Origin of the sequence: Lysobacter antibioticus (assembly GCF_001442535.1) — a bacterium.
Lineage (GTDB): Bacteria > Pseudomonadota > Gammaproteobacteria > Xanthomonadales > Xanthomonadaceae > Lysobacter > Lysobacter antibioticus.
The window spans coordinates 1,569,906-1,592,294 of the sequence record NZ_CP013141.1 but is presented as its reverse complement, the minus strand read 5'-3'; the positions used below and the strand labels follow the sequence as shown (position 1 = coordinate 1,592,294).

Below are 22,389 nucleotides of genomic sequence, written 5' to 3'. Positions count from 1 at the left end.
TCGCGTTTCGAATGCGGCAGCGATGCTGAAATCTTGATGTTGAAGCGCTGCGTGGCCCCATCCGTCCCGATCAATGCCCGCCGGCCGCGGCCGCGCCGCCGCCGAGCTTGGCGGTGAACGGCGGCTTGGCGAACCAGACGATCACGATCACCGCCAGGAACAGGATGCCGAGCAGGTGGAAGATCTCGTTGAAGCCGATCTGCGCGGCCTGCTGCGAAATCATCTGATTCAAACTCACCGCGCCGCGTTGCAGGTCGCCGTGGCCGAGCGTATCGACCGTCTGCAGCACCGCCGGGTCGTAGGCGCCGATGTGTTCGGTGAGCTGGGCGTGGTGGACGGTGCTGCGCTGGTTCCAGCCCCAGGTGGTCAGCGAGGCCGCGAAGCTGCCGCCGAGGGTGCGCACGAAGGTGGCCAGGCCGGAGCCGGCGGCGATCTCGTGCGGCTCCAGATCCGACAGCAGGATCGTCAGCACCGGCATGAAGAACAGGGCGACGCCGAGGCCCTGCCACAGCTGCACCATCGCGACGTGGTTGAAATCGACGTCGAGGTTGAAGCCGGAGCGGATGAAGCTGGTGAAGGCCATGGCGATGAAGGCGAAGCTGGCGACCATGCGCAGATCGAAACGGGTCGCGTACATGCCGACGAAAGGCGTCAGCAACACCGGCAGGATGCCGATCGGCGCGGTGGCGAAACCGGCCCAGATCGGCGTATAGCCCAGGTTGCGCTGCAGCCATAGCGGCACCAGCAGGCCGACCGCGAAGAAAGCCGAGTAGGCCAGCACCATCGCCGCGGTGCCGGCGGCGAAGTTGCGATGGCGAAACAGGCGCAGGTTGACGATCGGGTCGCGCTCGGTCAGTTCCCAGATCACGAACACGGTCAGCGCGATCACCGAGACGATCGCCAGGATCACGATCTTGGTCGAGTTGAACCAGTCTTCGTCGTTGCCCAGGTCGAGCAGGACCTGCAGCGCGCCGACGCCGACGATCAGGGTCATCAGGCCCATGTAGTCCATCTTCGGCCGTTCGAGTTTCTCCGGGCGCCCGCGCAACTGGCTGCCGACCACCAGGCTGGCGAAGATGCCGATGGGAATGTTGATGAAGAAGATCCATTCCCAGCTGTAGTTGTCGGTGATCCAGCCGCCCAGGATCGGGCCGGCGATCGGCGCCACCACCGTGACCATCGCCAGCAGCGCGATCGCTTGCCCGCGTTTATGCGGTGGGTAGATCGAGATCAACAACGCCTGGGTGACCGGGTACATCGGGCCGGCGACGAAGCCTTGCAGGGCGCGCGCGGTGACCAACAGCCCCATGCTGCTGGCCAGGCCGCACAGCAGGGATGCGACCACGAACGCAAGCGTCGCCCACATGAACAATTTGCGCTCGCCGAAGCGGCGGGTGAAGAAACCGGTCAGCGGCAGGGCGATCGCATTGCTGACTGCGAACGAGGTGATGACCCAGGTCGCCTGGCTGCTGCTGCCGCCGAGGTTGCCGGCGATGGTCGGCAACGAGACGTTGGCGATGGTGATGTCGAGCACCTGCATGAACGACGCCAGGGCCAGGCCCAGCGTGGTCAGCGATGTTCGGCGGGCGGAAGCCCGCTTGCGTGGGCGCGGCGGGGGCGGCGCCGGCATTGGCCGTGGTGGCGGACATGGATCTGCCTGTCTGATCGGGTGGGCCGCGCGGGCGCGGGACCAAGAGCGGGAACCAACGCTTCCGATTCCCGTCATTCCGGCTTGCGCCGGAATGACGGTCTCGGAGCTCGCGGCGCATCGCCGGGGGAGGGGACGAAGCGGCGCCGATGGCGCGGCTGCTTCGATGCGATGCGTCGCGACAGACGAAGAACGACGTGGGGGAGGCGCTTCGTCTTTGCTGCGGGGTAGTGCGTGACCGGATCGCGCTTGGGATGCGGATCCGGTCGCGCGATCGTCAACCGTGATGGGTGCCGGGCAGGTTGTCGCGGACGATGTTCGCGATCACCGCATCGGCTTCGGACAACTGCTTGGCATAGGCCTGGGTGCTCAGCAGCGGCTTGGCCGGCGGCGCGGCGGCGAGCACGGCGCCGCCGCGTTCGCGGATGCCGACATCGACGTGCATGCTCAGGCCAAGGCGCAACGGGTGTTCGACGAGCTGCTTGGGCTCGACCTCGATCCGCACCGGCACGCGCTGGATGATCTTGATCCAGTTGCCGCTGGCGTTCTGCGCCGGCAGCAGCGAGAAAGCGCTGCCGGTGCCCATGCCGAGGCTGACCAGCTTGCCCTGGTAGGTCACGTCGCTGCCGTACAGGTCCGAGTGCAATTCGACCGGTTGGCCGATGCGCATGTCGGCGAGTTGGGTTTCCTTGAAGTTGGCTTCGATCCAGACCTGCTCCAGCGGCACGATCGTCATCAACGCGGTGCCGGGCTGGACGCGTTGGCCGAGCTGCACGCTGCGCTTGGCGACGTAGCCGTCGACCGGAGCGACGATGGCCGCGCGCTGCAGGTTCAGATAGGCCTGACGCAATTGCGCGGCGGCCGCGGCGACCTGCGGCTGCTTGGCGACGGTGGTGGCGTCGACCAGTGCGCGATTGCGCGCCAGCGAGCCGCGCGAGGACGACAGTGCCGCTTCGGCCGCGGCGAGTTCGTCGCGGGCGTGGGCGAGCTCTTCGGCCGAGACCGCGCCGCCGGCGACCAGGCCTTCGCGACGCTTCACGTCGGCACGCGCCTTCTGCACCGCGACTTGGCGCGCCGACAGATCGGCCTGGCCGGCATCGACCGCGCTGAACAAGCCGCGCACCTGGCGCACGGTATTGGCGAGGTTGGCGGTGGCCTGGTCGTAGGCGACCTGGGCGTCGTTCGGATCGAGCTGGACCAGCACCTGGCCGGCGCTGACCTTCATGCCGTCGTCAGCGCCGATGCTGACCACGGTGCCCAGGGTCTGCGGGGTGATGCTGACGACGTTGCCCTGCACGTAGGCGTCGTCGGTGTCTTGATGCCAACGCAGCACCAGCATGTAGTACAGGCCCCAGGCGATCGCGGCGATGGCGACCACGCTGAGCAGGATCAACAGGGCCTTGCGGCGCTTGCCGTTGGAGGGCGGGGCGGCGGCTGCGGCCGCGGCTTGCGGATTGATTTCGGTGGTCATGGCGTGGAGGCCTTGGCGATAACGCTGGAATCGGAAGTGGTGACGGGGTGCTTCGCGGCGACCGGGTCGGGAGCGCGCAGTTCGAGACCGCCGCCGAGCGCGCGGTCGAGTTCGATCGCCGCGGCCAGGCGTTGCGCGCGCAAGCCGGCGAGCTGTTGGTCGAGCTGCAACAGCGGGCGCTGCGCCGACAGCACGTCGAGCTGCGTACCCAGGCCGGCACGGTAGCGAGTGCTGGCGATTTGCCAGGCCTGCTGCGCGGCATCGCGGGCCTGTTGCGCCGAAACCAACTGCGCATCGAGCGAGCGCGAAGCCTGCAGGGCATCGGCGACTTCGCGCAGGGCCGCGACCAGGTTCTGGTTGTAGTTGGCGACGGCGAGGTCGTACTCGGCATCGCTTTCGGCGAGTTGGTTGCGCAGGCGGCCGCCGTCGAAGATCGGCAGGCTGATCGCCGGGCCGCCCTGGATCAGCACCGCATCGCTGCTGAACAGATCCGACAGGCCGCCGGAGGCCAGTCCGAGCATCGCGCTGAGATTCACGCTCGGATAGAACTCGGCCTTGGCCGCCTTGATGCCGTGCGATGCGGCTTCCACGCGCCAACGCGCGGCGACCACGTCGGGACGATGGCCGAGCAATTCGCTCGAGGTCACCGCCGGCACCGCCGGCGACTTCGCTTTCAGCAGGGACGGGCGCGCGATCTCGAGGCCGCGGTCGGGGCCTTTGCCGAGCAAGGCGGCGATCGCGTTGCGCGTCGCATCGATCTGCTGCTGCGCCGACTGCATCTGTTGATCGGCGGCGGCGCTGGCGCTTTCGGCGTTGCGGATCTGCAGTTGATTGTCGAGGCCGGCCTTGACTCGCTGGCGGCCGAGGCCGAGCAGATGTTCGGAACGTTGCTTCTCGGCCTGGGCGACGTCGAGCCCGGCATAGGCTTGGGCAAGCGAGACGTAGGCGCGGGCGATGTTCGACGACAGGGTCAGGCGCGCGGCCTGCGATTCGACTTCGGCGGCGCGGGCCTGGCCGAGTGCGGCATGCCAGCGCGCGCGTTTGCCGCCCCAAAGATCGGGGCTGTACTTGAAGCTCAGCGACAGCACTTCCACGCCGCTGTATTTACCGCCGAGCGGTTCCGGGGCGACCGTCTCGGGCAGTTGCAGGCCGGAATACTGGGCGCTGCCGCCGAGGGTGGCTTTACGCGCGGCATCGGCGAGGCCGGCCTGGGCGACGGCCTGGCGCACGCGCGCGTCGGCGGCGTCCAGGCCCGGCGTGCCCGCCAGGGCTTCGTCGATCAAGCCGTTCAATTGCGTATCACCGAGCGAGGTCCACCAGTCGCGCTTCGGGAACGTGGCTTCCGACAAGGTGGCGTCGGCGAAGCTGAGCTGGGTCGCCAGGTCGTCGGCGTCGAGCGCGCGGCCTTCGGGGACCAGGCCGCGGGTGCTGGCGCAGCCGGCGAGGATCAAGGCCGCGGCGAGCGGCGCGAGCACGAGGAGCAGCCCGCGGCGCGGGCGAGTGTCGATGGGTGACATGGCTCAGGAACCGGTAAGGGAGAGGTTGTCGCGAACCTGTTCGAGCAGACGGTAGAGCTGGTCGCGGTCGTCTTCGCTGAGGCCGGCCATCGCGCGTTCGCGCACGCGTCGGCCGCATTGGTCGATGTCGCTCCAGATCGCCGAACCGGCCTCGGTCAGGTGGATGTTGATGGCGCGGCGATCGTCGGGATCGGCGACGCGCGCGACCAGGCCGCGGCTTTCCAGCTTGTCGAGCAAGCGCGTCATCGCCCCGGGATTGAGCTGGGCGGCGCGCGCCAGCTCGGTCACGCCGGCGGTGCCGATCGCCAGTTCCTTGAGGGTGATGAACTGGCTGAAGGTCAGGTCGTGGCCGGCCTGGGCCAGCTCGCGTTCCATTTGCGCCCACATCGCATCGCGGACCTGGCGGAACAGCAGGCCGAGGTTCGAGGTCGAGCAGGGCTGGTTCGGATTGGGGGTGGTCATGGCGCCGAATAATCTGCGCCCAGGCAATAGTTGTTAAGGCAAATATTGTTCCGGCAATAGCCTGTTCAGCCAAGTCGACGAATCGTGCACAGGCGCTGCCCGCCTCATGCTCGCCGGCAGATAGTTGATTTGTATGGTTATTGCCTGGTCAGGGCAGATTCGACGGCACGAGGCGGGGGCGCCGGCTGCTGTCGGGAACACTCAGCTCGGAAGGCTCAGTGCCCAAAAATCCAGGACGATGTGAGCCACCACCAATGGCCAGAGCCGGCCGGTGCGGGCATACAGCCAGGCGTACAGCAAGCCCATCGGCACGATCGAGATCACCCCGACGCTGCCCTGGTAGAGGTGGTAGGCGGTGCGGATCGCGGTGCTCAGGTGGATCGCGGTCCAGGTGCTGCGGCGGTCGCGCATCGCGGTGATCAGATAACCGCAGACCAGGGCTTCCTCGTAGAAGCCGTTCACCGCCGAGGCCGCGAGCCGCATCGGCCAGCCGATGTCGCTGGCGATCGGTACCGCCTCGTCGACCGACGGCAGGCTCAGGCCGAACGCGAGCGCCAGGGCCTGCAGCAGCCAGAACAGCATCGCGGTCAGCACGGCCAGGGCCAGGCCCAGCGGCAGGTCGGTCTTCGTCGGCGCCGGGCCGAGCCTGGCCAGGTTCCAGCCGCGCAGCGACAGAAACACCGCGAGCACCGCCAACACCGGGATTTCCAGGCTCAGGATCGAAGCCAGCCCGGCGCCGTCGATCGGTGTCGGCGGCTGCGGGTAGGCGACTGCGGTCAGGCTGCCGAGGACCGGCCAGGCGAACGCCAGCGCCAGCACGAAGACGAATTCATTGCGCGCCGAAAGCGACTTGATCCAGCGGTCCATGCCTGTGCCGGGGAGAGTGGTGCGGTCCCGCCGCCGGCGGGTCCTCAGGTCCTGCGCAGGACCAGTTCGAGTACGAACTTACTGCCGAAAAAGGCCAGCACCAACAGGATCATCGCGGCCAGGGTCCAGCGTACCGCGGTGGTCCCGCGCCAGCCGTAGCGCCAGCGCCCCAGCAGCAGGCCGCCGAAGGCCAGCCAGGACAGCACGCTGAGCACGGTCTTGTGCACCAGGTGCTGGGCGAACAGGTTTTCGACGAACAGCACTCCGGTCAGCAGGGTCGCGGTCAGCAGGGCGAAGCCGACCGCGATGGTGCGGAACAACAGGCTTTCCAGCTCCACCAGCGGCGGCAGGGCGCGTAGCCAACCGTGGAATTCGCGCCGGCGCAGGGCGCGTTCCTGCAGCCACAGCATCAGCGCGAACAGGGCCGCGACGGCCAGGGTGGCGTAGGCGAGCAGGGCGAACCAGGCGTGCAATTGCAGTCGCCAGTCCAGCGGCGCGGGGTGCTGGACGTGGCCGGTGAACTGATAGGCGCCGAGCATCAGCGCGGCGAGCGGGAACACCACCACCCCGAGCGCGGCCATGCGCCCGGAGGCGCCGACGATCGCGGTCAGCGCGGCCATGCCCAGGCCGACCAGGGACAGCGCGGCGAAGAAATGCAGGTCGGCGCCGCCGGCGGCGCGCCAGGCGAAGAAGTGGGCGGCGCCATGCAGCAGCACCGCCAGATTGGCCGGCAACAGCCACACCCGCGCCTGGCGGCCGGCGTCGTGGCGCACCGCCGCGATCAGCAGTCCGCTGGCGACGAGATACAGCGCGACGGCGATGAGAACGATTGTCATCGCGGCAGTGTGGCATAGCGGCATGGCGATCTGCAGCGACCGGATGGCGGATTCGCGCGCCGGGCTATACTTCGCGGTCTTATCAGACCCATACGGCAAGGCCGCCCGGCATCGTCCCGGTCGCGCCGGCCCCAACGCAGGTAGCGCGCGCATGTTCGAATCCCTGACCCAACGTCTCTCCGGCACCATCGAGCGCCTGCGTGGCCGCGGCCGTCTGACCGAGGAAAACATCCGCGAATCGCTGCGTGAGGTCCGCATCGCCCTGCTCGAGGCCGACGTCGCCCTGCCGGTCGTGCAGGCCCTGATCGAGCGCATCAAGATCCGCGCGGTCGGCCAGGAAGTGCTCAAGAGCCTGACCCCGGGCCAGGCCCTGATCAAGGTGGTGCGCGACGAGCTGACCACGGTCATGGGCTCGCAGGCCGCCGACCTGAACCTCAACGTGCCGGCGCCGGCGGTGATCCTGATGGCCGGCCTGCAAGGCGCCGGCAAGACCACCACCGTCGGCAAGCTCGCCAAGCATCTGCGCGAGCGCCGCAAGAAGAAGGTCATGGTGGTCTCGGCCGACGTCTACCGTCCGGCCGCGATCGAGCAGCTCAAGCAGCTCGCCGAACAGGTCGAGGTGTTGTTCTTCCCCTCGGACGCGTCGCAGAAGCCCGAGGACATCGTCCGCGCGGCGATCGCCGACGCGCGCAAGTCCTACGTCGACGTGCTGCTGGTCGACACCGCCGGCCGCCTCGCCATCGACGAGGCGATGATGAGCGAGATCAAGGCGCTGCACGCCGCTGCCGCGCCGGTCGAGACCCTGTTCGTGGTCGACTCGATGACCGGCCAGGACGCCGCGATCACCGCCAAGGCTTTCAGCGAAGCCCTGCCGCTGACCGGTGTGGTGCTGACCAAGACCGACGGCGACGCCCGCGGCGGCGCGGCCCTGTCGGTGCGTTACGTGACCGGCCGCCCGATCAAGTTTATCGGCGTCGGCGAGAAGCCCGACGGCCTCGACGTGTTCCACCCCGACCGCGTCGCCAGCCGCATCCTCGACATGGGCGACGTGCTGTCGCTGGTCGAGCAAGTCGAGCAGCAGGTCGACAAGGACAAGGCGCAGAAGCTCGCCGAGAAGGTCGCCAAGGGCAAGAAGTTCGACCTCAACGACATGAAGGACCAGCTCGAGCAGATGCAGAACATGGGCGGCCTGCACGGCCTCATGGACAAGCTGCCGGGCATGGGCCAGATCCCGGAATCGGTCAAGAACCAGGTCACCGGCAAGGAAGTGCCGCGCATGGTCGCGATCATCAATTCGATGACCAAGAAAGAGCGCCGCAACCCGGGCCTGCTCAACGGCTCGCGCCGCGCCCGCATCGCCAAGGGCGCCGGCCTGACCCCGGCCGACGTCAACAAGCTGATGAAGCAGTATCAGCAGATGGAAAAGATGATGAGCAAGCTGTCCGGCGGCGGCATGAAGGGCTTGATGCGCGGCATGAAGGGCATGATGGGCGGCCGCGGCGGCATGCCGTTCCGCTGAGCGCACGCCGCGCACTGCGGCTCCGTCATCGCAGGTGGAAAACGGCGGCCGTTCGGCCGCCGTTTTTGTTTGTGCGAATCGGCCGTGCATAGGCCGCGCGCAATGAGCGGCGACCTGCCGCTGGGTCCGGACGAACGGCGCGCGGGATTCTCGAAAGGAGAGACGGCCTCGGCCCAAGATGATCTTCGTCGCGGCGCGTAGCGCCGGCGGCGAAGAGTCGTATGACTCGGCGGCGACGCATTCGTGTCGCCGCAACAGCGAACGGGCGCGCGCCGAGCCGGCGCGCGTTGGGGAGTCGATCATCATGGAGCGAGGAATGAAGCAGTTACCTGTCCGTTGTGCCGGTATCGCGCTGGCGGCGGCCGCGGCACTGGCCGCACCGGCCGCGTCGGCGGCCACGGTGTTTTCGTTCACCAGCCAGGCAGGGGATTCGGTCGGGCTGGGAGAATCGAAGGTCTATACCGAAGCCGACTCGACGATTTCGTTGAGCGGCGACTCCCGGCACATCATCGTCCGGGTCGAGGACGGCAGCGACAATTGGTATGTCTCCCTGGGCGCGCCGGTGGATCAGAAATTCGAGGTTCGGCGTTTCCTCGATGCGGAAAATCCGACGCGTCGGACGGGGCGCGCGCCCTACGTCTACCTGGCGAACAACGGGCGGCGGTGCGACGACGCCTGGGGCGAGATCCGCATCCAGCAGTTCGAGACCGATGCCGACGACAACATCACCGCTTTGGAAGCTACCGTCCTGCAGCATTGCGATTCGGCCGCCGCGCCGGTGCTCGCCGCGGTGATCCGCCACAACGTCGAGCCGCTGTCGCTGAAGCTGGACGGCGACCCGGGCGATTTCGTCGGCGAGGGCATCGACAAGACCTATTACGGCGATACGACGTTGTTCCAGCTGTGGGGCGATGCGCAGGGGGCGGGGTATACCGCCAGCGGCTCGCGTGATCGCTGGAGCGCGGAGTTGTATCCGCCGGTCGGCCAGGCCTTGCATGTCGGGACCTATGCGATCGCCGAGATGGCCGATGCCAGCCATGCCGGTTTCCGCTTCGAGCGGCCGACCCGGCGTTGCCCGCAGATCTCCGGCGGCACGCTCGAGATCAAGGCGGTCGAATTCGACCCGGCGACGGGCGCGATGACCGGCCTGCATGCCGAGTTCGTCCAGCGTTGCGACGGCTCGAGCGAGGCCTTGCGCGGCACGATCCGTTACCAGGCTTGATGCCGATGGCCGCTCGCAGGGGGCGAGCGGCATGACCGATCCGTAGGGCGGTTGCGGGGGCGGAACCGTTCGGGCCGCGGCGGTGCGGCCCATGATCGGGGCCTCAGGGAAGAGGCCTCGTTCAGGGATGGAGGCAGGGAAGCCCGGCGATCCGGGCCCGATCCGACCCGATCCTGGGTTCGGGCAGGGCCCGGGTTTGCCCAAGCCGCGGAATCGGTTAAACTTTCCGGCTTACCCCGTCATTCCGACGGCTGGGCAACACAGGAAAGCAGACCCCATGGTCAAGATTCGACTGACCCGCGGCGGCGCCAAGAAGCGTCCGTTCTACCACATCATCGTCACCGACAGCCGCAGCGCCCGCGACGGCCGCAACATCGAGCGCGTCGGTTTCTACAACCCGGTGGCCAACGGCGCCGAAAAGCGCGTCGAGCTCAACGTCGAGCGCGTGAAGCACTGGGTTTCACAGGGCGCGCAGCTGACCGAAAAGGTCGCCGACCTGTACAAGCAGGCCGTCAAGGCCGCTCCGGCCGCCTGAGCCGGCGGGCCGCGCGTTTGGCGCGCGGCCCGATTACCGCACCGATGACAGATTCTACGCGCCGCATCCTGCTGGGCAGGGTGCTTGGCGCTTTCGGTCTTCGCGGCGAAGCCAAGCTCGAGTCCTGGACCGAGCCGCGCGTTGCGATCTTCCGCTACCAGCCCTGGATCGTGCGCGACCCGCAGGGCCGCGAGCGCGAGCTTTCGGGCGTGCGCGGTCGCGAAAGCGGCAAGTACCTGATCGCCAATTTCCCCGAGGTCACCGACCGCGACACGGTCGAGGCCATGCACGGCACCGAGATCTACGTGCCGCGTTCGGCGCTGCCGCCGCCCAAGGCCGGCGAATATTACTGGGTCGACCTGGAAGGCCTGCGCGTGGTCACCACCGAGGGCGTTTCGCTCGGCACGGTCTCGCACCTGTTTTCCACCGGCGCCAACGACGTGCTGGTCGCCCGCGACGACACCCGCGAGCGCATGATTCCGTTCGTGCTGCCGCAGTACGTGGTTTCGGTCGATTTCGAGGCCAATCTGGTTACGGTCGACTGGGATCCGGAGTTCTAAGAACGAGCGAAGAGGAACGAGGAACGAGCGCGTTCCCGTCTCTCTCGCGGCGTTCCGGCAGTTCCCGCATCGTCACTCGTTTTTCTTTACTGAGCACTCGTTCCTCGCTCCCATGCGTATCGACGTCATCAGCCTGTTCCCCGAATTCGTCGCCCAGTGCGCCGCGTTCGGCGTGGTCGGCCGCGCCGGCGAGCGCGGGCTGCTGTCGCTGCACGGCTGGAATCCGCGCGACTACGCCGAGGGCAACTACCGCCGCGTCGACGAGCGTCCGTTCGGCGGCGGTCCCGGCATGGTGATGTTGATCGAACCGCTGCGTGCGGCGATCCGCGCCGCGCGCGCGGCCGACCCGGCCCCTGCGCGGGTGGTCTATATGAGCCCGCAGGGCGTGCGCCTGGGCCAGGCCAAGGTCCGCGAACTGGCCGCCCACGAGCGCCTGATCTTGCTGTGCGGCCGCTACGAAGGCGTCGACGAGCGCCTGATCCAGGCCGAGGTCGACGAGGAGGTCTCAATCGGCGACTACGTCCTGTCCGGCGGCGAACTCGCCGCGGCGGTGATCGTCGACGCGGTCGCCCGGCTCCAGGAGGGCGCCCTCAACGATGCCGAGTCGGCGGTCCAGGACAGCTTCGAGGACGGTTTGCTCGACTGCCCGCATTACACCCGCCCGGTCGAACACGAGCTCGGCGGCGTGCCGGCGGTGCTGATGTCGGGCAACCACGCCCATATCGCGCGCTGGCGCCGCCAGCAGTCGCTGGGCCGGACCTGGCAGCGCCGGCCCGACCTGCTCGACGAGGCGGGCCTGTCCAAGGCCGACCGCAAGCTGCTGGAGGCCTATCGGGCCGAGCTGGCGGCCGCCGAGGCCGCCGCAGAGCCGGGCGAGGGCGGGGCTGGAAGCGTTTCCAGCGCCGATCAGGGCCCGGCCGAGGGCCCCGGCCCGGGCCGGCCGTCCTGAGACGGGCAGCCCAAGCTGGCAACCCGGTAAAAAATGCCGCTATAATTAGCCGCTTAGCCGTACCCATTTGCTGTACCGATGCCATGACGCGGGTCCACGTGCACTCGCGCAACAACTAATCCAACAGGCCGCACCCATGAACAAGCCCTCTATCCACACCCTGCTGCAGAACTTCGAAGCCGAACAGATCCAGCGCAAGCTGCCCGACTTCAGCCCCGGCGACACCGTCGTGGTCAACGTCAAGGTCAAGGAAGGCAACCGCGAGCGCGTCCAGGCCTATGAAGGCGTGGTCATCGCCAAGAAGAACGGCGGCCTGAACTCCTCGTTCACCGTCCGCAAGATTTCGCACGGCTTCGGCGTCGAGCGCGTCTTCCAGACCCACAGCGCGATCATCGACTCGGTCGACGTCAAGCGCCGCGGTAAGGTTCGCGCCGGCAAGCTGTACTACCTGCGCGGCCTGGAAGGCAAGAAGGCCCGCATCAAGGAAGACCTCGCTGCCTACGCGCGCGCCAAGAGCGCTGCCGCGGCTGCCGCAGCCGAGTAATCCCGTCGCCGCGCCTCACCGCGCAGCGCATCGAACGGCCGCCGCAAGGCGGCCGTTTTCGTTTCCGGCGATCAGCCCGGAGCGAACCATCGGCGGTTGCAACGAGCCGGTTCGCGTGGGCCTTCGACCTCGCCGCCGCGCTGCTGGCGCAGCGGACGCACATGGCTCCGCCATTGGCCGCAACGGCCCCGCTTTTCGGCCGCCGCGGGAATATACGCCGGGGCCGGTTCGCGCTAGATTCCCGACGCGGCGCCGTCCGCACGGTGCCGCCCCCGCGGCAGGAGAGCGCAACGTGAATCCCGGTTTGTCCGAAGGCGATATCTGCACCTATCTGCGCAGCGACGGGGCCTGGGGATTCTTCTGGGTGCAGCGGATCGATGCCTTGCCCGACGGCCGCGACGCCCTGTCGCTGCGAAAGTTCGACACGCACACCGCCGAAGAAGTGCTGCGCGAGCACGTCGAGGAGGTCGCCGAACTCAAGAGCCTGCGTCTGCTCGGCCATTTCCCCATCGTCGGCACGCGCGTGGCCGAGGTCGAGCCGCGGGTGATCGGCCATCTTCCGGTACGCGAGAGCGACCTGGAGGGCTACCGCATCTGGCGCGAGGCTTTCGACAAGGGCGAGGCCGGGGTGTTCACGCTGCCGCTGCAGGACATCTGACTAGACCTGCGCCAACCGGCGACGACGGCATGGCGAAGTACGAATCTTCGAGCGTCTGCATGCCGCAATCAGCCTGACTTGCACGCCGCAGAACAGACATCGAGCCGGGCAAGGCTGCGAAGGCGTATTCGCGTTGTCGCTCGTTCGATCTGGCGTGACCGGTACGTCGCAGCGTGTTCACGGCTCGCGCCGCTCCTACCCAAGGGGCTATCGCCGGTATCGGTGCGAGCTTGAGAGGTCGCAGTCGCGGCTCACGCCGCTCCTGCAAGAGCGATTTCGGCATCAGCGCGCAGGGCGCTCGGGCAAGTCCGTCCCGGCATCGGCCATCGCCACGATCTCGTCGCTCTCTTCTGGGCTGGCATCGGCCACCGGCGCCGGCGGCGGCGCGGCGATTTCGGCCGGCGTGGCGATGGTCCGGGTGGCGATCGGCGCGACGACGCGTTCGGGCGCGGCCATCATCCGCGAACGTCGCCAGCCGCCCCAGCGGTAGTAGGCCATCGACATCAGCATCGAGCACAGCGCGCTGACCGGAAAACTCCACCACAGCGCATCGGTGCCGATCACCGGTTGCAGCAAGGTCGCGAACGGCACGCGGATGCCCCACAGCGCGAAACCGAGGATCAACAGCGGCGGCACCACCGCGCCGGTCGCGCGGACCACGCCGGAAATCACGAAGGTCACGCCGAAGAACAGGAACGACCAGATCGCGATGTGGTTGAGATGGCGCGCGATCTCGAACGATGCGCTGCCTTCCGGCAGGAACAGCGCCAGGGTGTAACGGTCGAACAGAATCAGCGGCACGATCAATGCGCCGGTCATGAGGAAATTGAAACCGGTGCCGGTGCGCGCGGTCGCGTCGACCCGGTCCCAGCGCCCGGCGCCGACGCTTTGCGCGGCGATCGACGAACACGCCGATCGCCATCGCCGGCATCTGCACATAGGTCCACAACTGCAGCGCGGCGCCGTAGCCGGCGGCGGTGCCGGTGCCGTGGGCGTTGACCAGGCTGATCATCGCGATCATCGCCAACGAGATCAGCACCATCTGCAGACCCATCGGCACGCCCTTGACGATCAGCGCGCGCAGCACGGTCGGGTCGATCTTGAGCAGGTGCGCGTCCTGGCGTCCGAGCCAGAGCACGTGGCGCTTGCGCCGCAAGTACAGCAGCATCGCCGTCAGGCCCAGGCCCTGGGCGAAGAAAGTCGAGGCCGCCGAGCCGGCGATGCCGAGCGCGGGGATCGGCCCCCAGCCGAAGATCAGCAAGGGGTTGAAGGCGATGTCGAGCACCACCGCCATCAACAGGAAGCGGAACGGCGTGCGCGAATCGCCGGCGCCGCGCAGGGCCGCGGAGATGAAGGCGAAGGCGTACAGGAACGGCATCGACAGGAAGATCACCCGCAGGTAGTCCTCGGCCAACGGCAGTGCCGCCGCGGGCGTGCCCATCGCGCGCAACACCGGATCGGCCATGAACCAACCGGCCGCGGCGATCAGCGCCGACAAGCCGATGAAGAAGGTCGCGCTGGTGCCCATGACCCGGCGCGCGCGCGCCGTGTCCTTGGCGCCGATCGCCTGGCCGATCAGGATCGTCGCGGCCATGCCGATGCCGAAGATCGAACCGATCAGGAAGAACATGATGTTGTTGGCGTTCGCGGTCGCGGTGAGCGCGGCTTCGCCGAGATAGCGGCCGACCCAGATCGAGTTGATCGAACCGTTGAGCGACTGCGCGGCATTGCCGGCCATGATCGGCAAGGCGAAGCCGATCATCGTGCGTCCGATCGGACCTTCGGTCAGCAGATGGCTGCCGCGTGAGGGGCTGGGGGCCATGACGGAATCCGTGCGGAGTCGGGGCAGTATGCCGGCTGATCGGTCAGCGGGTGGTCGCCATGCCCGAGTCGGCGGGTGCGGGAACGTCGGCCCGCGGCCCTCAGTTGCCGTGTAGGACGGCAGTGGTATCTTTCGCGCCGATGAGCAAGCAAGAGATTCCTTCGCCGCCGCCGCAGGCCTCGGTCCGTCTGGATCTGTGGCTGTGGGCGGCGCGTTTCTTCAAGACCCGCAGCCTGGCGCGGCAGGCGGTCGAGACCGGCAAGGTCGAGATCGGCGGTCAGCGCGGCAAGGCCTCGCGCGCCTTGCGTGTCGGCGACGCGCTGCGCATAGCGCGCGGCGAGGAAATATTCGAGATCGCGGTGCTCGGGCTCAGCGATACGCGCGGGCCGGCGAGCGTCGCCCAGAGCTTGTACGCGGAAACCGAGGCCTCGCGTCTCGCACGCGAGCAGGCCCGGGCGATGCGCGTGGCCGAACGCAACGGCTATCGCGCGCCGGAGACCAAGCCCGACAAGCGCGCGCGGCGGTTGATCAAAGCCCTGGGCGATATCGACGCGTTGTGAGTCGCGCGCGCGTCGCCGGTCGACAGCAGCGAATCGATGGCGGCGAAAACGAAAACGGCTGCGCCTGGGCGCAGCCGTCGTCGTTACATCGGGAAAACCCGCCTGGATTCAGCGCTGGCCGCCGCCGAGCAGGCCGCCGCCGATCTTGAGCAGATCGCCCAGGCCCAACTGGCCGTCGCCGTCCTGGTCGAGCACCGCGCCGAGCAGGCCGCCGCCGAGGCCGCCCTGCTGGGAAATGCGCTGTTCTTCCTGGCCGAGGACCTGGCCGAGCGCTTGCGGCGATGCCGCCTGGTTACCGCCCGACATCATGCGTTGGGCGAGGTAAGACAGCACGATCGGCGCCAGCACCTTCAACAGCGTATTGGCCTGGCTGCCGCCGAGACCGGTGGCCTGGCCGAGACCTTCCGCCGCGGTTTCCTGGCGGCCGCCGAAGATGTGGCCGAGGATGCCGGCGCCGTCGGTCTGCCGGCTTGCGCCGCCGCCGAGCACAGTACCGAGCACGCTGCCGATGTCGAGACCGCTGCCGGCGCCGGCATGGTCGCGTTGCAGTGCGCCGAACAACGCCTCGGCGCCCTGCGGCTGGCTGGCGTTGCGGCCGAGCGCGCCGAGCAGCAGGGGCAGGGCGGCGCTCACGGCATTCTGCGTCTGCGGTTGCGATAGCCCGAGTTGGCTGCCCAGTTGCGCCAGCGGCTGGCCCTGGAGTTGGTTGAGAAGGTCGTCGGTCAGCGAAGCGCTCATCGGGGTCGGTCCATTGCAAGGAACCCAGATGCTAGCGCCGGCCGGTGAGCTTGGGGTGAGATTCGCGGGTTTTTTTCGATAGCACACTTGCCCGCCGATAAGCGGGCGATACAAGGGCAATAAACGACGATCCATGCAATCCATGGCGATCCGTCGCTCGGACCGCAAGGTGCCGACTCGCGCAACTGCCGGCTCGGAAACAGAACGGGCCGGCCAACCGGCCGGCCCGTTCGCGTCGAAGCCGAGCTGGTCAGGCTCAGGCGAGGTCGAAGCGATCCGCGTTCATCACCTTGTTCCAGGCGGCGACGAAGTCGTGGACGAATTTCTCCTGCGCGTCCGAGCTCGCATACACCTCGGCCAGCGCGCGCAACTGCGAGTGCGAACCGAACACCAGGTCGACGCGGGTCGCCGTCCACTTCGGTTCGCCGGTCTTGCGGTCGCGCCCTTCGAACACGTCCTTGGCGTCCGAGACCGGCCTCCACACCGTGCCCATGTCGAGCAGGTTGACGAAGAAGTCGTTGCTCAGCGCATCGGCGCGATGAGTGAACACGCCGTGCCGGCTCGGGCCGACGTTGGTGCCGAGCATGCGCAAGCCGCCGACCAGCACGGTGAGTTCCGGTGCGCTGAGATCGAGCAACTGGGCCTTGTCGATCAACAACGATTCGGCGCTGACCTCGTACTTGCCCTTGAGGTAGTTGCGGAAGCCGTCGGCGATGGGTTCGAGCACGGCGAAGGAATCGACGTCGGTCTGCGCGGCCGTGGCGTCGGTGCGACCCGGAGCGAACGGCACCTTGACCGGATGGCCGGCGTTCTTCGCCGCCTGTTCGACGCCGGCGGCGCCGGCCAGCACGATCAGGTCGGCCAGCGAGACTTTCTTGCCGCCTGACTGTCCGGCGTTGAAATCCTGCTGGATCGCTTCCAGGACCGACAGCACCTTGGCCAACTGCGCTGGCTGATTGACCTCCCAATCCTTCTGCGGGGCCAGGCGGATGCGCGCGCCGTTGGCGCCGCCGCGCTTGTCGGAGCCGCGGAAGGTCGAAGCCGAGGCCCAGGCGGTCGAAACCAACTGCGAGACCGGCAGGCCGGAAGCCAGGATCTTGCTCTTGAGCGCGGCGATGTCCTGCTCGTCGATCAGCGGGTGGTCGACGGCCGGGACCGGGTCCTGCCAGATCAGCGCTTCGGCCGGAACTTCCGGTCCGAGGTAGCGCACGCGCGGCCCCATGTCGCGATGGGTCAGCTTGAACCAAGCGCGGGCGAAGGCGTCGGCGAGTTGATCCGGGTTTTCGAGGAAGCGGCGCGAGATTTTTTCGTAGGCCGGGTCGAAGCGCAGCGACAGGTCGGTGGTCAGCATGGTCGGCGCGCGGCGCTTGTTGGGGTCGAACGCGTCGGGAATGCTGTCGGCGCCGGCGCCGTCCTTCGCGATCCACTGGTGCGCGCCGGCCGGGCTCTTGCTCAGTTCCCATTCGTAGCCGAACAGGTTCTCGAAGAACTGGTTGCTCCACTGCGTCGGCGTGCTGGTCCAGGTGACTTCCAGGCCGCTGGTGATCGAATCGCCGCCGAGACCGCTGCCGAAGCTGCTGGCCCAACCCAGGCCCTGTTGTTCGAGTTCGCCGCCTTCGGGTTCGCGGCCGACATGCGATTCGGGGCCGGCGCCGTGGGTCTTGCCGAAGCTGTGGCCGCCGGCGATCAAGGCGACGGTTTCCTCATCGTCCATGGCCATGCGCGCGAAGGTCTCGCGGATGTCGCGGGCCGCCGCGAGCGGGTCGGGATTGCCGTTCGGGCCCTGCGGATTGACGTAGATCAGGCCCATCTGCACCGCACCGAGCGGGTTCTCCAGGACGCGGTCGCCGGAGTAGCGCTTGTCGCCGAGCCAGGTGGTTTCGGTGCCCCAATAGACGTGTTCTTCCGGCTCCCACACATCGGCGCGGCCGCCGGCGAAGCCGAAGGTCTTGAAGCCCATCGATTCCAGGGCGACGTTGCCGGTGAGGATCATCAGGTCGGCCCAGGAGATCTTGTTGCCGTACTTCTGCTTGATCGGCCACAGCAGGCGGCGGGCCTTGTCGAGGTTGCCGTTGTCCGGCCAGCTGTTGAGCGGGGCGAAACGTTGTTGACCGGCACCGGCGCCGCCGCGACCGTCGAAGGTGCGGTAGGTGCCGGCGCTGTGCCAGGCCATGCGGATGAACAAGGGGCCGTAATGACCGAAGTCGGCCGGCCACCACTCCTGCGAGTCGGTCATCAGCGCGTGCAGATCCTTCTTGACCGCGGCCAGGTCGAGGCTCTTGAAGGCTTCGGCGTAGTCGAAGCCCTCGCTCATCGGATCGGCATGCGGGGTCTGTTGGTGCAGGACCTTGAGGTTGAGCTGGTTAGGCCACCAGTCGCGGTTGGACGTGCCGCCACCGGCGGTGTGATTGAAGGGGCATTTGCTTTCGTTTGACATGGCTACGTGCCTTTGAGGATGTGGATCCGGCGACTGGGGACGTTCGTCTGGGTGGCGCAACGGTATGCGCACGGGCCCGGGAGCGGGCTCGTGCGAGGTTCTTCAGGAAGGGGGCGACGGATCGGTCGGGCGATCGTCGTGCGATGCGAGCGACCCGCGCGAGCGCGCCGAGGCAGGATCCAAACGTTTGCGGACCGGAGCGCTGAAGGCTGCGGATGTCGGAAGTCGTCGATTCTGCTGGCTCATCGGTGGCGCTCCGTGTCACGTGGGGACGAGGGAACGATAGGTCGGGAGCATCCGCATGTGAAATCGATCCTTTCGACGTATCCGATAGGGGGTGACTATGGATAGCGACGCGGGACGACGGCACGAGCGTTCCATCCGGCACGGATCATGGAAGGCTTATCGCTACCAGGCCGTGACCGCCTGAGGGATTCGGAAGGGTCGAGCCGTCGGCCGATTCGATAGCGGCCGACGGCGGGGAGGCCTCGCAACGTTGTGCGGGCGCGGATCAACTGCGTATCAGCCGCCCTGCATCACGTCGAACTCGCCGCCGAGCACGCGGTCGAGGCGGCCGCTGCGCCAGCCGCGCACGCCGTCGCGGACCAGCGGCGAGGGCGACTCGCGGTAACGCCGGCTGATGCGCCGCTCGCCTTCGGCCGCGGCCTGGGCGACGCGCGCGCGTCCCGGCAAGTCCGGCGCGACCTGCACCGACAGCGAAACCCGGCGGGTGACGCCGTCTTCCTGGTCTTCGAGCACGTGCAGGCCGGACTCGGCCTGCAGCAGGTCGAAGGCGCCGAAGCCGCTCACCGCCAGCCAGGCCTTGCAGCGCTCGGCGTCCTGGCGCAGCACTTCGACGCGCATGTTGCGACGCTGGGCCCAGGCCAGATACATCGCCAGCAGACGCTGCCACCACAGGCGCAGGTCGGGGCCGTGGCGCAGGTGCGCGGCCTCGTCGGTATCGATTTCGATCAAGGCGTCCTGCGGGCGTTGTTCGCGCACGGCGTCGACCGCCAGGCCGAGCAGGAACAGCAACTGGGCGATGCGGCCGGCGAATTCGTCGTTGCCGCCGTCCTCGCGCAGCCGCTGGCGCATGCGCTGGGCGGTATCCAGCGCGCTCTCGATGCGGTCGCGGCGCTCGATGCGGTCGAGCACCGGATGGCGGTCGCCCGCGTTCCAGAAATCGGCCTCGGCCATGCGTGCGTAATCGGCTTCGCGCGCCGAGACCCAATCCTGCGCGCTCACGGTCTGGTCGAGCTGTTGCAGCCGCGCATCGAGCCGCGCCACCGCCGCAGCCGCCGCCGATGGCGCATGCACCAGGTCGCGCAGATCGCCGGCGTCGGCGGGCGCGACGACTTCGGCCGCGGCGCCGTCGTTGCGCCGCGACGCGTCGGGATCGATGAACTGCACCTCGAGCTGGTCGCCGGCGCTGCGCACGAACAGAAATTGGTCGCCCTGCGGCGCGCGGTGCTCGACGATGCTGCGCGCCAGCGGCGCCAACAGGTAATGCTCGATCGCGCGGCGCAGCGGCCGCGCGCCGAGGTCTGGGGTGAAGCCGCGGTCGAGCAGGAACTCGATCGCCGAGGGCTCCCATTCCACCGCCCAGTCGCGGTTGCGCAGGCCGCGCCGGGTCAGCACGCGCTTGAGTTCCTTGTGCAGGATCTCGCGCATCAGGCTGCGGTCGAGCGGATTGAACAGCACGATCCGATCGAGGCGGTTGAGGAACTCGCGGCGGAAGGTCTCGAACAGCGCCTTCTCGACCGCGTCGCGCGAATAGCCGCCGCGCGCCGAGGTGAAACCCGGGCCGGCGCTGCGCGAGATGGTCGAGCCGACGTTGCTGGTCAGGATGATGATGCTGTGGCGGAAATCGGCGGTGTGACCGCTGCGGTCGCTCAGGCGCGCATCGTCGAACACCTGCAGGAACAGGTCCCAGACTTTCGGATGGGCCTTCTCGAACTCGTCCAGCAACACCACCGAGAACGGCTGCTCGCGGATGCGCGAGGTCAGCGAACGCACGCCGCTCTGGCCGCCTTCGTCGGCGGTCAGGCGCCAGGCCGAGTCCTCCGACTGGAACTCGCTCATGTCCAGGCGCAGCAGGCGTTCGTCGCTGCCGAACAAGAGCTCGCCGAGCGCCTTCGCCAGCTCGGTCTTGCCGGTGCCGGTGGGGCCGGCGAACAGGAACACGCCGATCGGCCGACTGCTGTCGATCAGGCCGGCCTTGAGCATGGCGATGCGATCGAGCAGGGCGTCGACGGCTTCGTCCTGGCCGATCACGCGCTGGCGGAAAAAGGCGCGCAGGCGGTCGAGGTCGAGGCTCTGGCGGTCGTCGATGACGTCGAGCGGCAAGCCGCTGCGCTGGGCGATGGTCGCGAGCAGACGTTCGGGGTCGAGCGGCAGCGCCGGCGAAGTTTCCGCCAGCGCGCTCTGCAGCGCGTCGTTGAGCAGGCGCAGCAGACGGCCGGGTTCCTGCTGCTCCGGGAAATACTGGGCGGCCATGCGCGCGCCTTCGGCCAGGGCGCGCGCGTCGGCGACCGGGCGGCCGAGGCGCTCGCCTTCCAAGCGCGCCCACTCGGCGGCGATCGCTTCCAGCGCATCGGTTTCGGTCGGCAGCAGTTGCACGATTTCGACGTGGTGCTTGATGACCGGACGCGCGATCAGCAACTGCGCCAGTTGGCGCGGGGTGATCTCGCCGATCACCCGCAACTGGCCGCGCTCGATCGCGGGCAGCACCAGGTCGAGCAGGCCGCGCGGGTCGCGCGAGTGCGAGCCCTTGGCGAGCAGGTCGAAGAATTCCGGCGCGCGCCACACCGCGCGCTTGCGGTTGAGCACGCCGAGCATCTCGCGCACCCGCTCTTCGAGTTCGCCGATGTAGCTCTGGCCGGACAGGATCTCGGCCGCGGAGGCCTCGAACACCAGCCAGCCCTCGGCTTGCAGACGCTCGGCCAGCAGGTCGATCAGCACGGTCTTGCCGACGCCGTGTTCGCCGGAGACCAGCACCGAGGCGGCATCGTCGCCCGATAGCAGCTCATGCAGGCGTTCGAGCTGGCGGGCGAGGGCGTCGTGGACGATGCGCGTCTGCGCCTTGGCGCTGGCGTTGACCCGGCCGAAGGCGCCGAGCACGCGGCTTTCGCGGCGCGCATTGGTGGCGTGTTCGGCCTGCTCGATCAGCGGTTCCAGCAGCGGCGACTGGAACCGCTTGAGGGTGTCGCGCAACTGCGTGGCCGCGTGTTCCTCGAGTTCGTCCAGCACCGGCGCGGCCGGCGCCGCGCCGAATTGTTCGGCCCATTGCAGGTAGTCGCGCAGTTGCTGGCGCACCGGGGCGAAGTCCCACCACCACGGCTGGGCATGGCGCAGCAGCTTGGGCACGTCGCCGGCGTCGGGACGGGTGCGCAGGTACTCGATCAGGAAGTGCAGGGGATAGCCGCCGAACTGGCCGACGTGTTCGAACACCGGGTCGAGCGCGACGTCGCTGCGTCGCGGCAGGGCCTTGGTGATCATCGATTGCAGCACGTAGCCGGTGCCGCTGAGCTGGCGCACCAGGTCGGCGGCGTTGAAGGCTTCGCTCGCGACCAGATCGACGCCCTGGTGGAATTCGGGCAGGGCAAGCAGGTCCTGCGGGCGCTGGATGCGTTCGTCGAGCGCATCGATGGAACGGACCAACCGAAGTAATCGATCCTCTGGTGCTTCGGCCGTTTCCGAAGTCGATTCAATCGGTGCTTCGGCTTCGTTTTGGATTTGCTCGACGGCCGGTGCGTTTTCCGCATCCGCCCGCGGCGCATCCGCCGCCGCAGCGACGACCGCCGCCTGCGGTCGATAAAGACGCGCGAGAATCAGGCCGGCGATCAGGCCGACGACGAGTAATAAGGCTTCCACATGTGCTCCGGTGTCCGTTCCGGGCATTAGTTTAGCGGTTCGTCCGATAGGGACCGTGCGCTATGCCTGTCGGCGGCGATGTCGTTCGCCGCCGCTATCGGTCAACCAGCGGCCGTCCCCGCGCAGGCGTGAATCCAACGTCCAACCGTCATCCCCGCGAAGGCGGGGATC

At 68.1% G+C, this 22,389-nt stretch carries 17 protein-coding genes and 2 pseudogenes; 9 read left to right on the top strand and 10 right to left on the bottom strand.

Annotated elements, in window-relative coordinates; all coding sequences use genetic code 11:
* Window positions 1-70 precede the first annotated feature (70 nt).
* The 6 genes and pseudogenes from GLA29479_RS06565 to GLA29479_RS06540 form a co-directional block, all read right to left on the bottom strand.
* A pseudogene (locus GLA29479_RS06565) lies at window positions 71-1,649 on the bottom strand (DHA2 family efflux MFS transporter permease subunit).
* A gap of 276 nt (window positions 1,650-1,925) precedes the next feature.
* The gene (locus GLA29479_RS06560) at window positions 1,926-3,119 is read right to left on the bottom strand and encodes an HlyD/EmrA/EmrK family protein (RefSeq protein WP_057917546.1); all 1,194 of its coding nucleotides are present in this window, start codon (window positions 3,117-3,119) and stop codon (window positions 1,926-1,928) included.
* Entirely contained in the window at window positions 3,116-4,636 is a 1,521-nt protein-coding gene (locus GLA29479_RS06555; RefSeq protein ID WP_057971129.1) for an efflux transporter outer membrane subunit, read from the bottom strand. Before GLA29479_RS06555 ends, GLA29479_RS06560 begins: the two co-directional genes overlap by 4 nt.
* A 3-nt stretch (window positions 4,637-4,639) precedes the next feature.
* Complete coding sequence (locus tag GLA29479_RS06550; protein ID WP_057917548.1) at window positions 4,640-5,098, bottom strand: MarR family winged helix-turn-helix transcriptional regulator; 459 nt, start codon at window positions 5,096-5,098, stop codon at window positions 4,640-4,642.
* 201 nt (window positions 5,099-5,299) lie between these two features.
* A complete protein-coding gene (locus GLA29479_RS06545) occupies window positions 5,300-5,965 on the bottom strand; it encodes a CPBP family intramembrane glutamic endopeptidase (protein WP_057917549.1) in 666 nt (221 codons plus the stop codon).
* A gap of 44 nt (window positions 5,966-6,009) precedes the next feature.
* On the bottom strand, window positions 6,010-6,801 hold the full coding sequence (locus GLA29479_RS06540) for a cytochrome C assembly family protein (RefSeq protein WP_057971128.1): 792 nt from the start codon (window positions 6,799-6,801) through the stop codon (window positions 6,010-6,012).
* A gap of 151 nt (window positions 6,802-6,952) precedes the next feature.
* Between GLA29479_RS06540 and ffh the strand changes: the two genes are divergently transcribed.
* The 7 genes from ffh (at window position 6,953) to GLA29479_RS06505 (ending at window position 12,788) form a co-directional block, all read left to right on the top strand.
* Window positions 6,953-8,320 carry a signal recognition particle protein gene (ffh, locus tag GLA29479_RS06535; protein WP_057917550.1) on the top strand — a complete coding sequence of 456 codons (1,368 nt, stop codon included), beginning with the start codon at window positions 6,953-6,955 and terminating at the stop codon, window positions 8,318-8,320.
* A 316-nt stretch (window positions 8,321-8,636) separates the two neighbouring features.
* The gene (locus GLA29479_RS06530) at window positions 8,637-9,542 is read left to right on the top strand and encodes a hypothetical protein (protein ID WP_144436380.1); all 906 of its coding nucleotides are present in this window, start codon (window positions 8,637-8,639) and stop codon (window positions 9,540-9,542) included.
* Window positions 9,543-9,819: 277 nt separating this feature from the next.
* Window positions 9,820-10,077 (top strand): 30S ribosomal protein S16, encoded by a 258-nt coding sequence (gene rpsP / locus GLA29479_RS06525; RefSeq protein WP_057917552.1) that lies wholly within the window; start codon window positions 9,820-9,822, stop codon window positions 10,075-10,077.
* 44 nt (window positions 10,078-10,121) lie between these two features.
* Complete coding sequence (gene rimM, locus GLA29479_RS06520; RefSeq protein WP_057917553.1) at window positions 10,122-10,637, top strand: ribosome maturation factor RimM; 516 nt, start codon at window positions 10,122-10,124, stop codon at window positions 10,635-10,637.
* A 112-nt stretch (window positions 10,638-10,749) separates the two neighbouring features.
* On the top strand, window positions 10,750-11,586 hold the full coding sequence (gene trmD / locus GLA29479_RS06515) for a tRNA (guanosine(37)-N1)-methyltransferase TrmD (protein WP_082638345.1): 837 nt from the start codon (window positions 10,750-10,752) through the stop codon (window positions 11,584-11,586).
* A gap of 136 nt (window positions 11,587-11,722) precedes the next feature.
* Entirely contained in the window at window positions 11,723-12,130 is a 408-nt protein-coding gene (gene rplS, locus GLA29479_RS06510; RefSeq protein WP_031371752.1) for a 50S ribosomal protein L19, read from the top strand.
* 292 nt (window positions 12,131-12,422) lie between these two features.
* Entirely contained in the window at window positions 12,423-12,788 is a 366-nt protein-coding gene (locus tag GLA29479_RS06505) for a hypothetical protein (RefSeq protein WP_057917554.1), read from the top strand.
* A 282-nt stretch (window positions 12,789-13,070) separates the two neighbouring features.
* Here GLA29479_RS06505 and GLA29479_RS06500 read toward each other — a convergent pair.
* Window positions 13,071-14,610: pseudogene (locus GLA29479_RS06500) on the bottom strand (MATE family efflux transporter).
* Between the two features lie 140 nt (window positions 14,611-14,750).
* Between GLA29479_RS06500 and GLA29479_RS06495 the strand changes: the two are divergent.
* Complete coding sequence (locus tag GLA29479_RS06495) at window positions 14,751-15,170, top strand: RNA-binding S4 domain-containing protein (RefSeq protein ID WP_057917555.1); 420 nt, start codon at window positions 14,751-14,753, stop codon at window positions 15,168-15,170.
* Window positions 15,171-15,278: 108 nt separating this feature from the next.
* Here the strand turns inward: GLA29479_RS06495 and GLA29479_RS06490 are convergent, their stop codons facing one another.
* From GLA29479_RS06490 to GLA29479_RS06480, 3 genes are all read right to left on the bottom strand, one after another.
* The gene (locus GLA29479_RS06490) at window positions 15,279-15,908 is read right to left on the bottom strand and encodes a DUF937 domain-containing protein (RefSeq protein ID WP_057917556.1); all 630 of its coding nucleotides are present in this window, start codon (window positions 15,906-15,908) and stop codon (window positions 15,279-15,281) included.
* A gap of 256 nt (window positions 15,909-16,164) precedes the next feature.
* Window positions 16,165-18,345: a catalase/peroxidase HPI gene (gene katG, locus GLA29479_RS06485; protein ID WP_057917557.1), complete on the bottom strand. Its 2,181-nt coding sequence runs from the start codon at window positions 18,343-18,345 to the stop codon at window positions 16,165-16,167.
* 522 nt (window positions 18,346-18,867) lie between these two features.
* The gene (locus GLA29479_RS06480) at window positions 18,868-22,005 is read right to left on the bottom strand and encodes an AAA family ATPase (protein ID WP_248842804.1); all 3,138 of its coding nucleotides are present in this window, start codon (window positions 22,003-22,005) and stop codon (window positions 18,868-18,870) included.
* 69 nt (window positions 22,006-22,074) lie between these two features.
* Between GLA29479_RS06480 and GLA29479_RS25940 the strand changes: the two genes are divergently transcribed.
* Window positions 22,075-22,206, top strand: coding sequence for a hypothetical protein (locus tag GLA29479_RS25940; RefSeq protein ID WP_282955878.1), 132 nt, complete (start codon window positions 22,075-22,077; stop codon window positions 22,204-22,206).
* The last annotated feature ends 183 nt before the right edge of the window (window positions 22,207-22,389 follow it).

Excerpts from the sequence above, each read along its gene's own strand:
- rpsP (WP_057917552.1), top strand. The coding sequence starts at position 9,820 with ATGGTCAAGATTCGACTGACCCGCGGCGGCGCCAAGAAGCGTCCGTTC.
- GLA29479_RS06545 (WP_057917549.1), bottom strand. The coding sequence starts at position 5,965 with ATGGACCGCTGGATCAAGTCGCTTTCGGCGCGCAATGAATTCGTCTTC.
- GLA29479_RS06550 (WP_057917548.1), bottom strand. The coding sequence starts at position 5,098 with ATGACCACCCCCAATCCGAACCAGCCCTGCTCGACCTCGAACCTCGGC.
- GLA29479_RS06560 (WP_057917546.1), bottom strand. The coding sequence starts at position 3,119 with ATGACCACCGAAATCAATCCGCAAGCCGCGGCCGCAGCCGCCGCCCCG.
- GLA29479_RS06495 (WP_057917555.1), top strand. The coding sequence starts at position 14,751 with ATGAGCAAGCAAGAGATTCCTTCGCCGCCGCCGCAGGCCTCGGTCCGT.
- katG (WP_057917557.1), bottom strand. The coding sequence starts at position 18,345 with ATGTCAAACGAAAGCAAATGCCCCTTCAATCACACCGCCGGTGGCGGC.
- GLA29479_RS06530 (WP_144436380.1), top strand. The coding sequence starts at position 8,637 with ATGAAGCAGTTACCTGTCCGTTGTGCCGGTATCGCGCTGGCGGCGGCC.
- rplS (WP_031371752.1), top strand. The coding sequence starts at position 11,723 with ATGAACAAGCCCTCTATCCACACCCTGCTGCAGAACTTCGAAGCCGAA.
- GLA29479_RS06490 (WP_057917556.1), bottom strand. The coding sequence starts at position 15,908 with ATGAGCGCTTCGCTGACCGACGACCTTCTCAACCAACTCCAGGGCCAG.
- GLA29479_RS06540 (WP_057971128.1), bottom strand. The coding sequence starts at position 6,801 with ATGACAATCGTTCTCATCGCCGTCGCGCTGTATCTCGTCGCCAGCGGA.
- ffh (WP_057917550.1), top strand. The coding sequence starts at position 6,953 with ATGTTCGAATCCCTGACCCAACGTCTCTCCGGCACCATCGAGCGCCTG.
- trmD (WP_082638345.1), top strand. The coding sequence starts at position 10,750 with ATGCGTATCGACGTCATCAGCCTGTTCCCCGAATTCGTCGCCCAGTGC.
- GLA29479_RS06555 (WP_057971129.1), bottom strand. The coding sequence starts at position 4,636 with ATGTCACCCATCGACACTCGCCCGCGCCGCGGGCTGCTCCTCGTGCTC.
- rimM (WP_057917553.1), top strand. The coding sequence starts at position 10,122 with ATGACAGATTCTACGCGCCGCATCCTGCTGGGCAGGGTGCTTGGCGCT.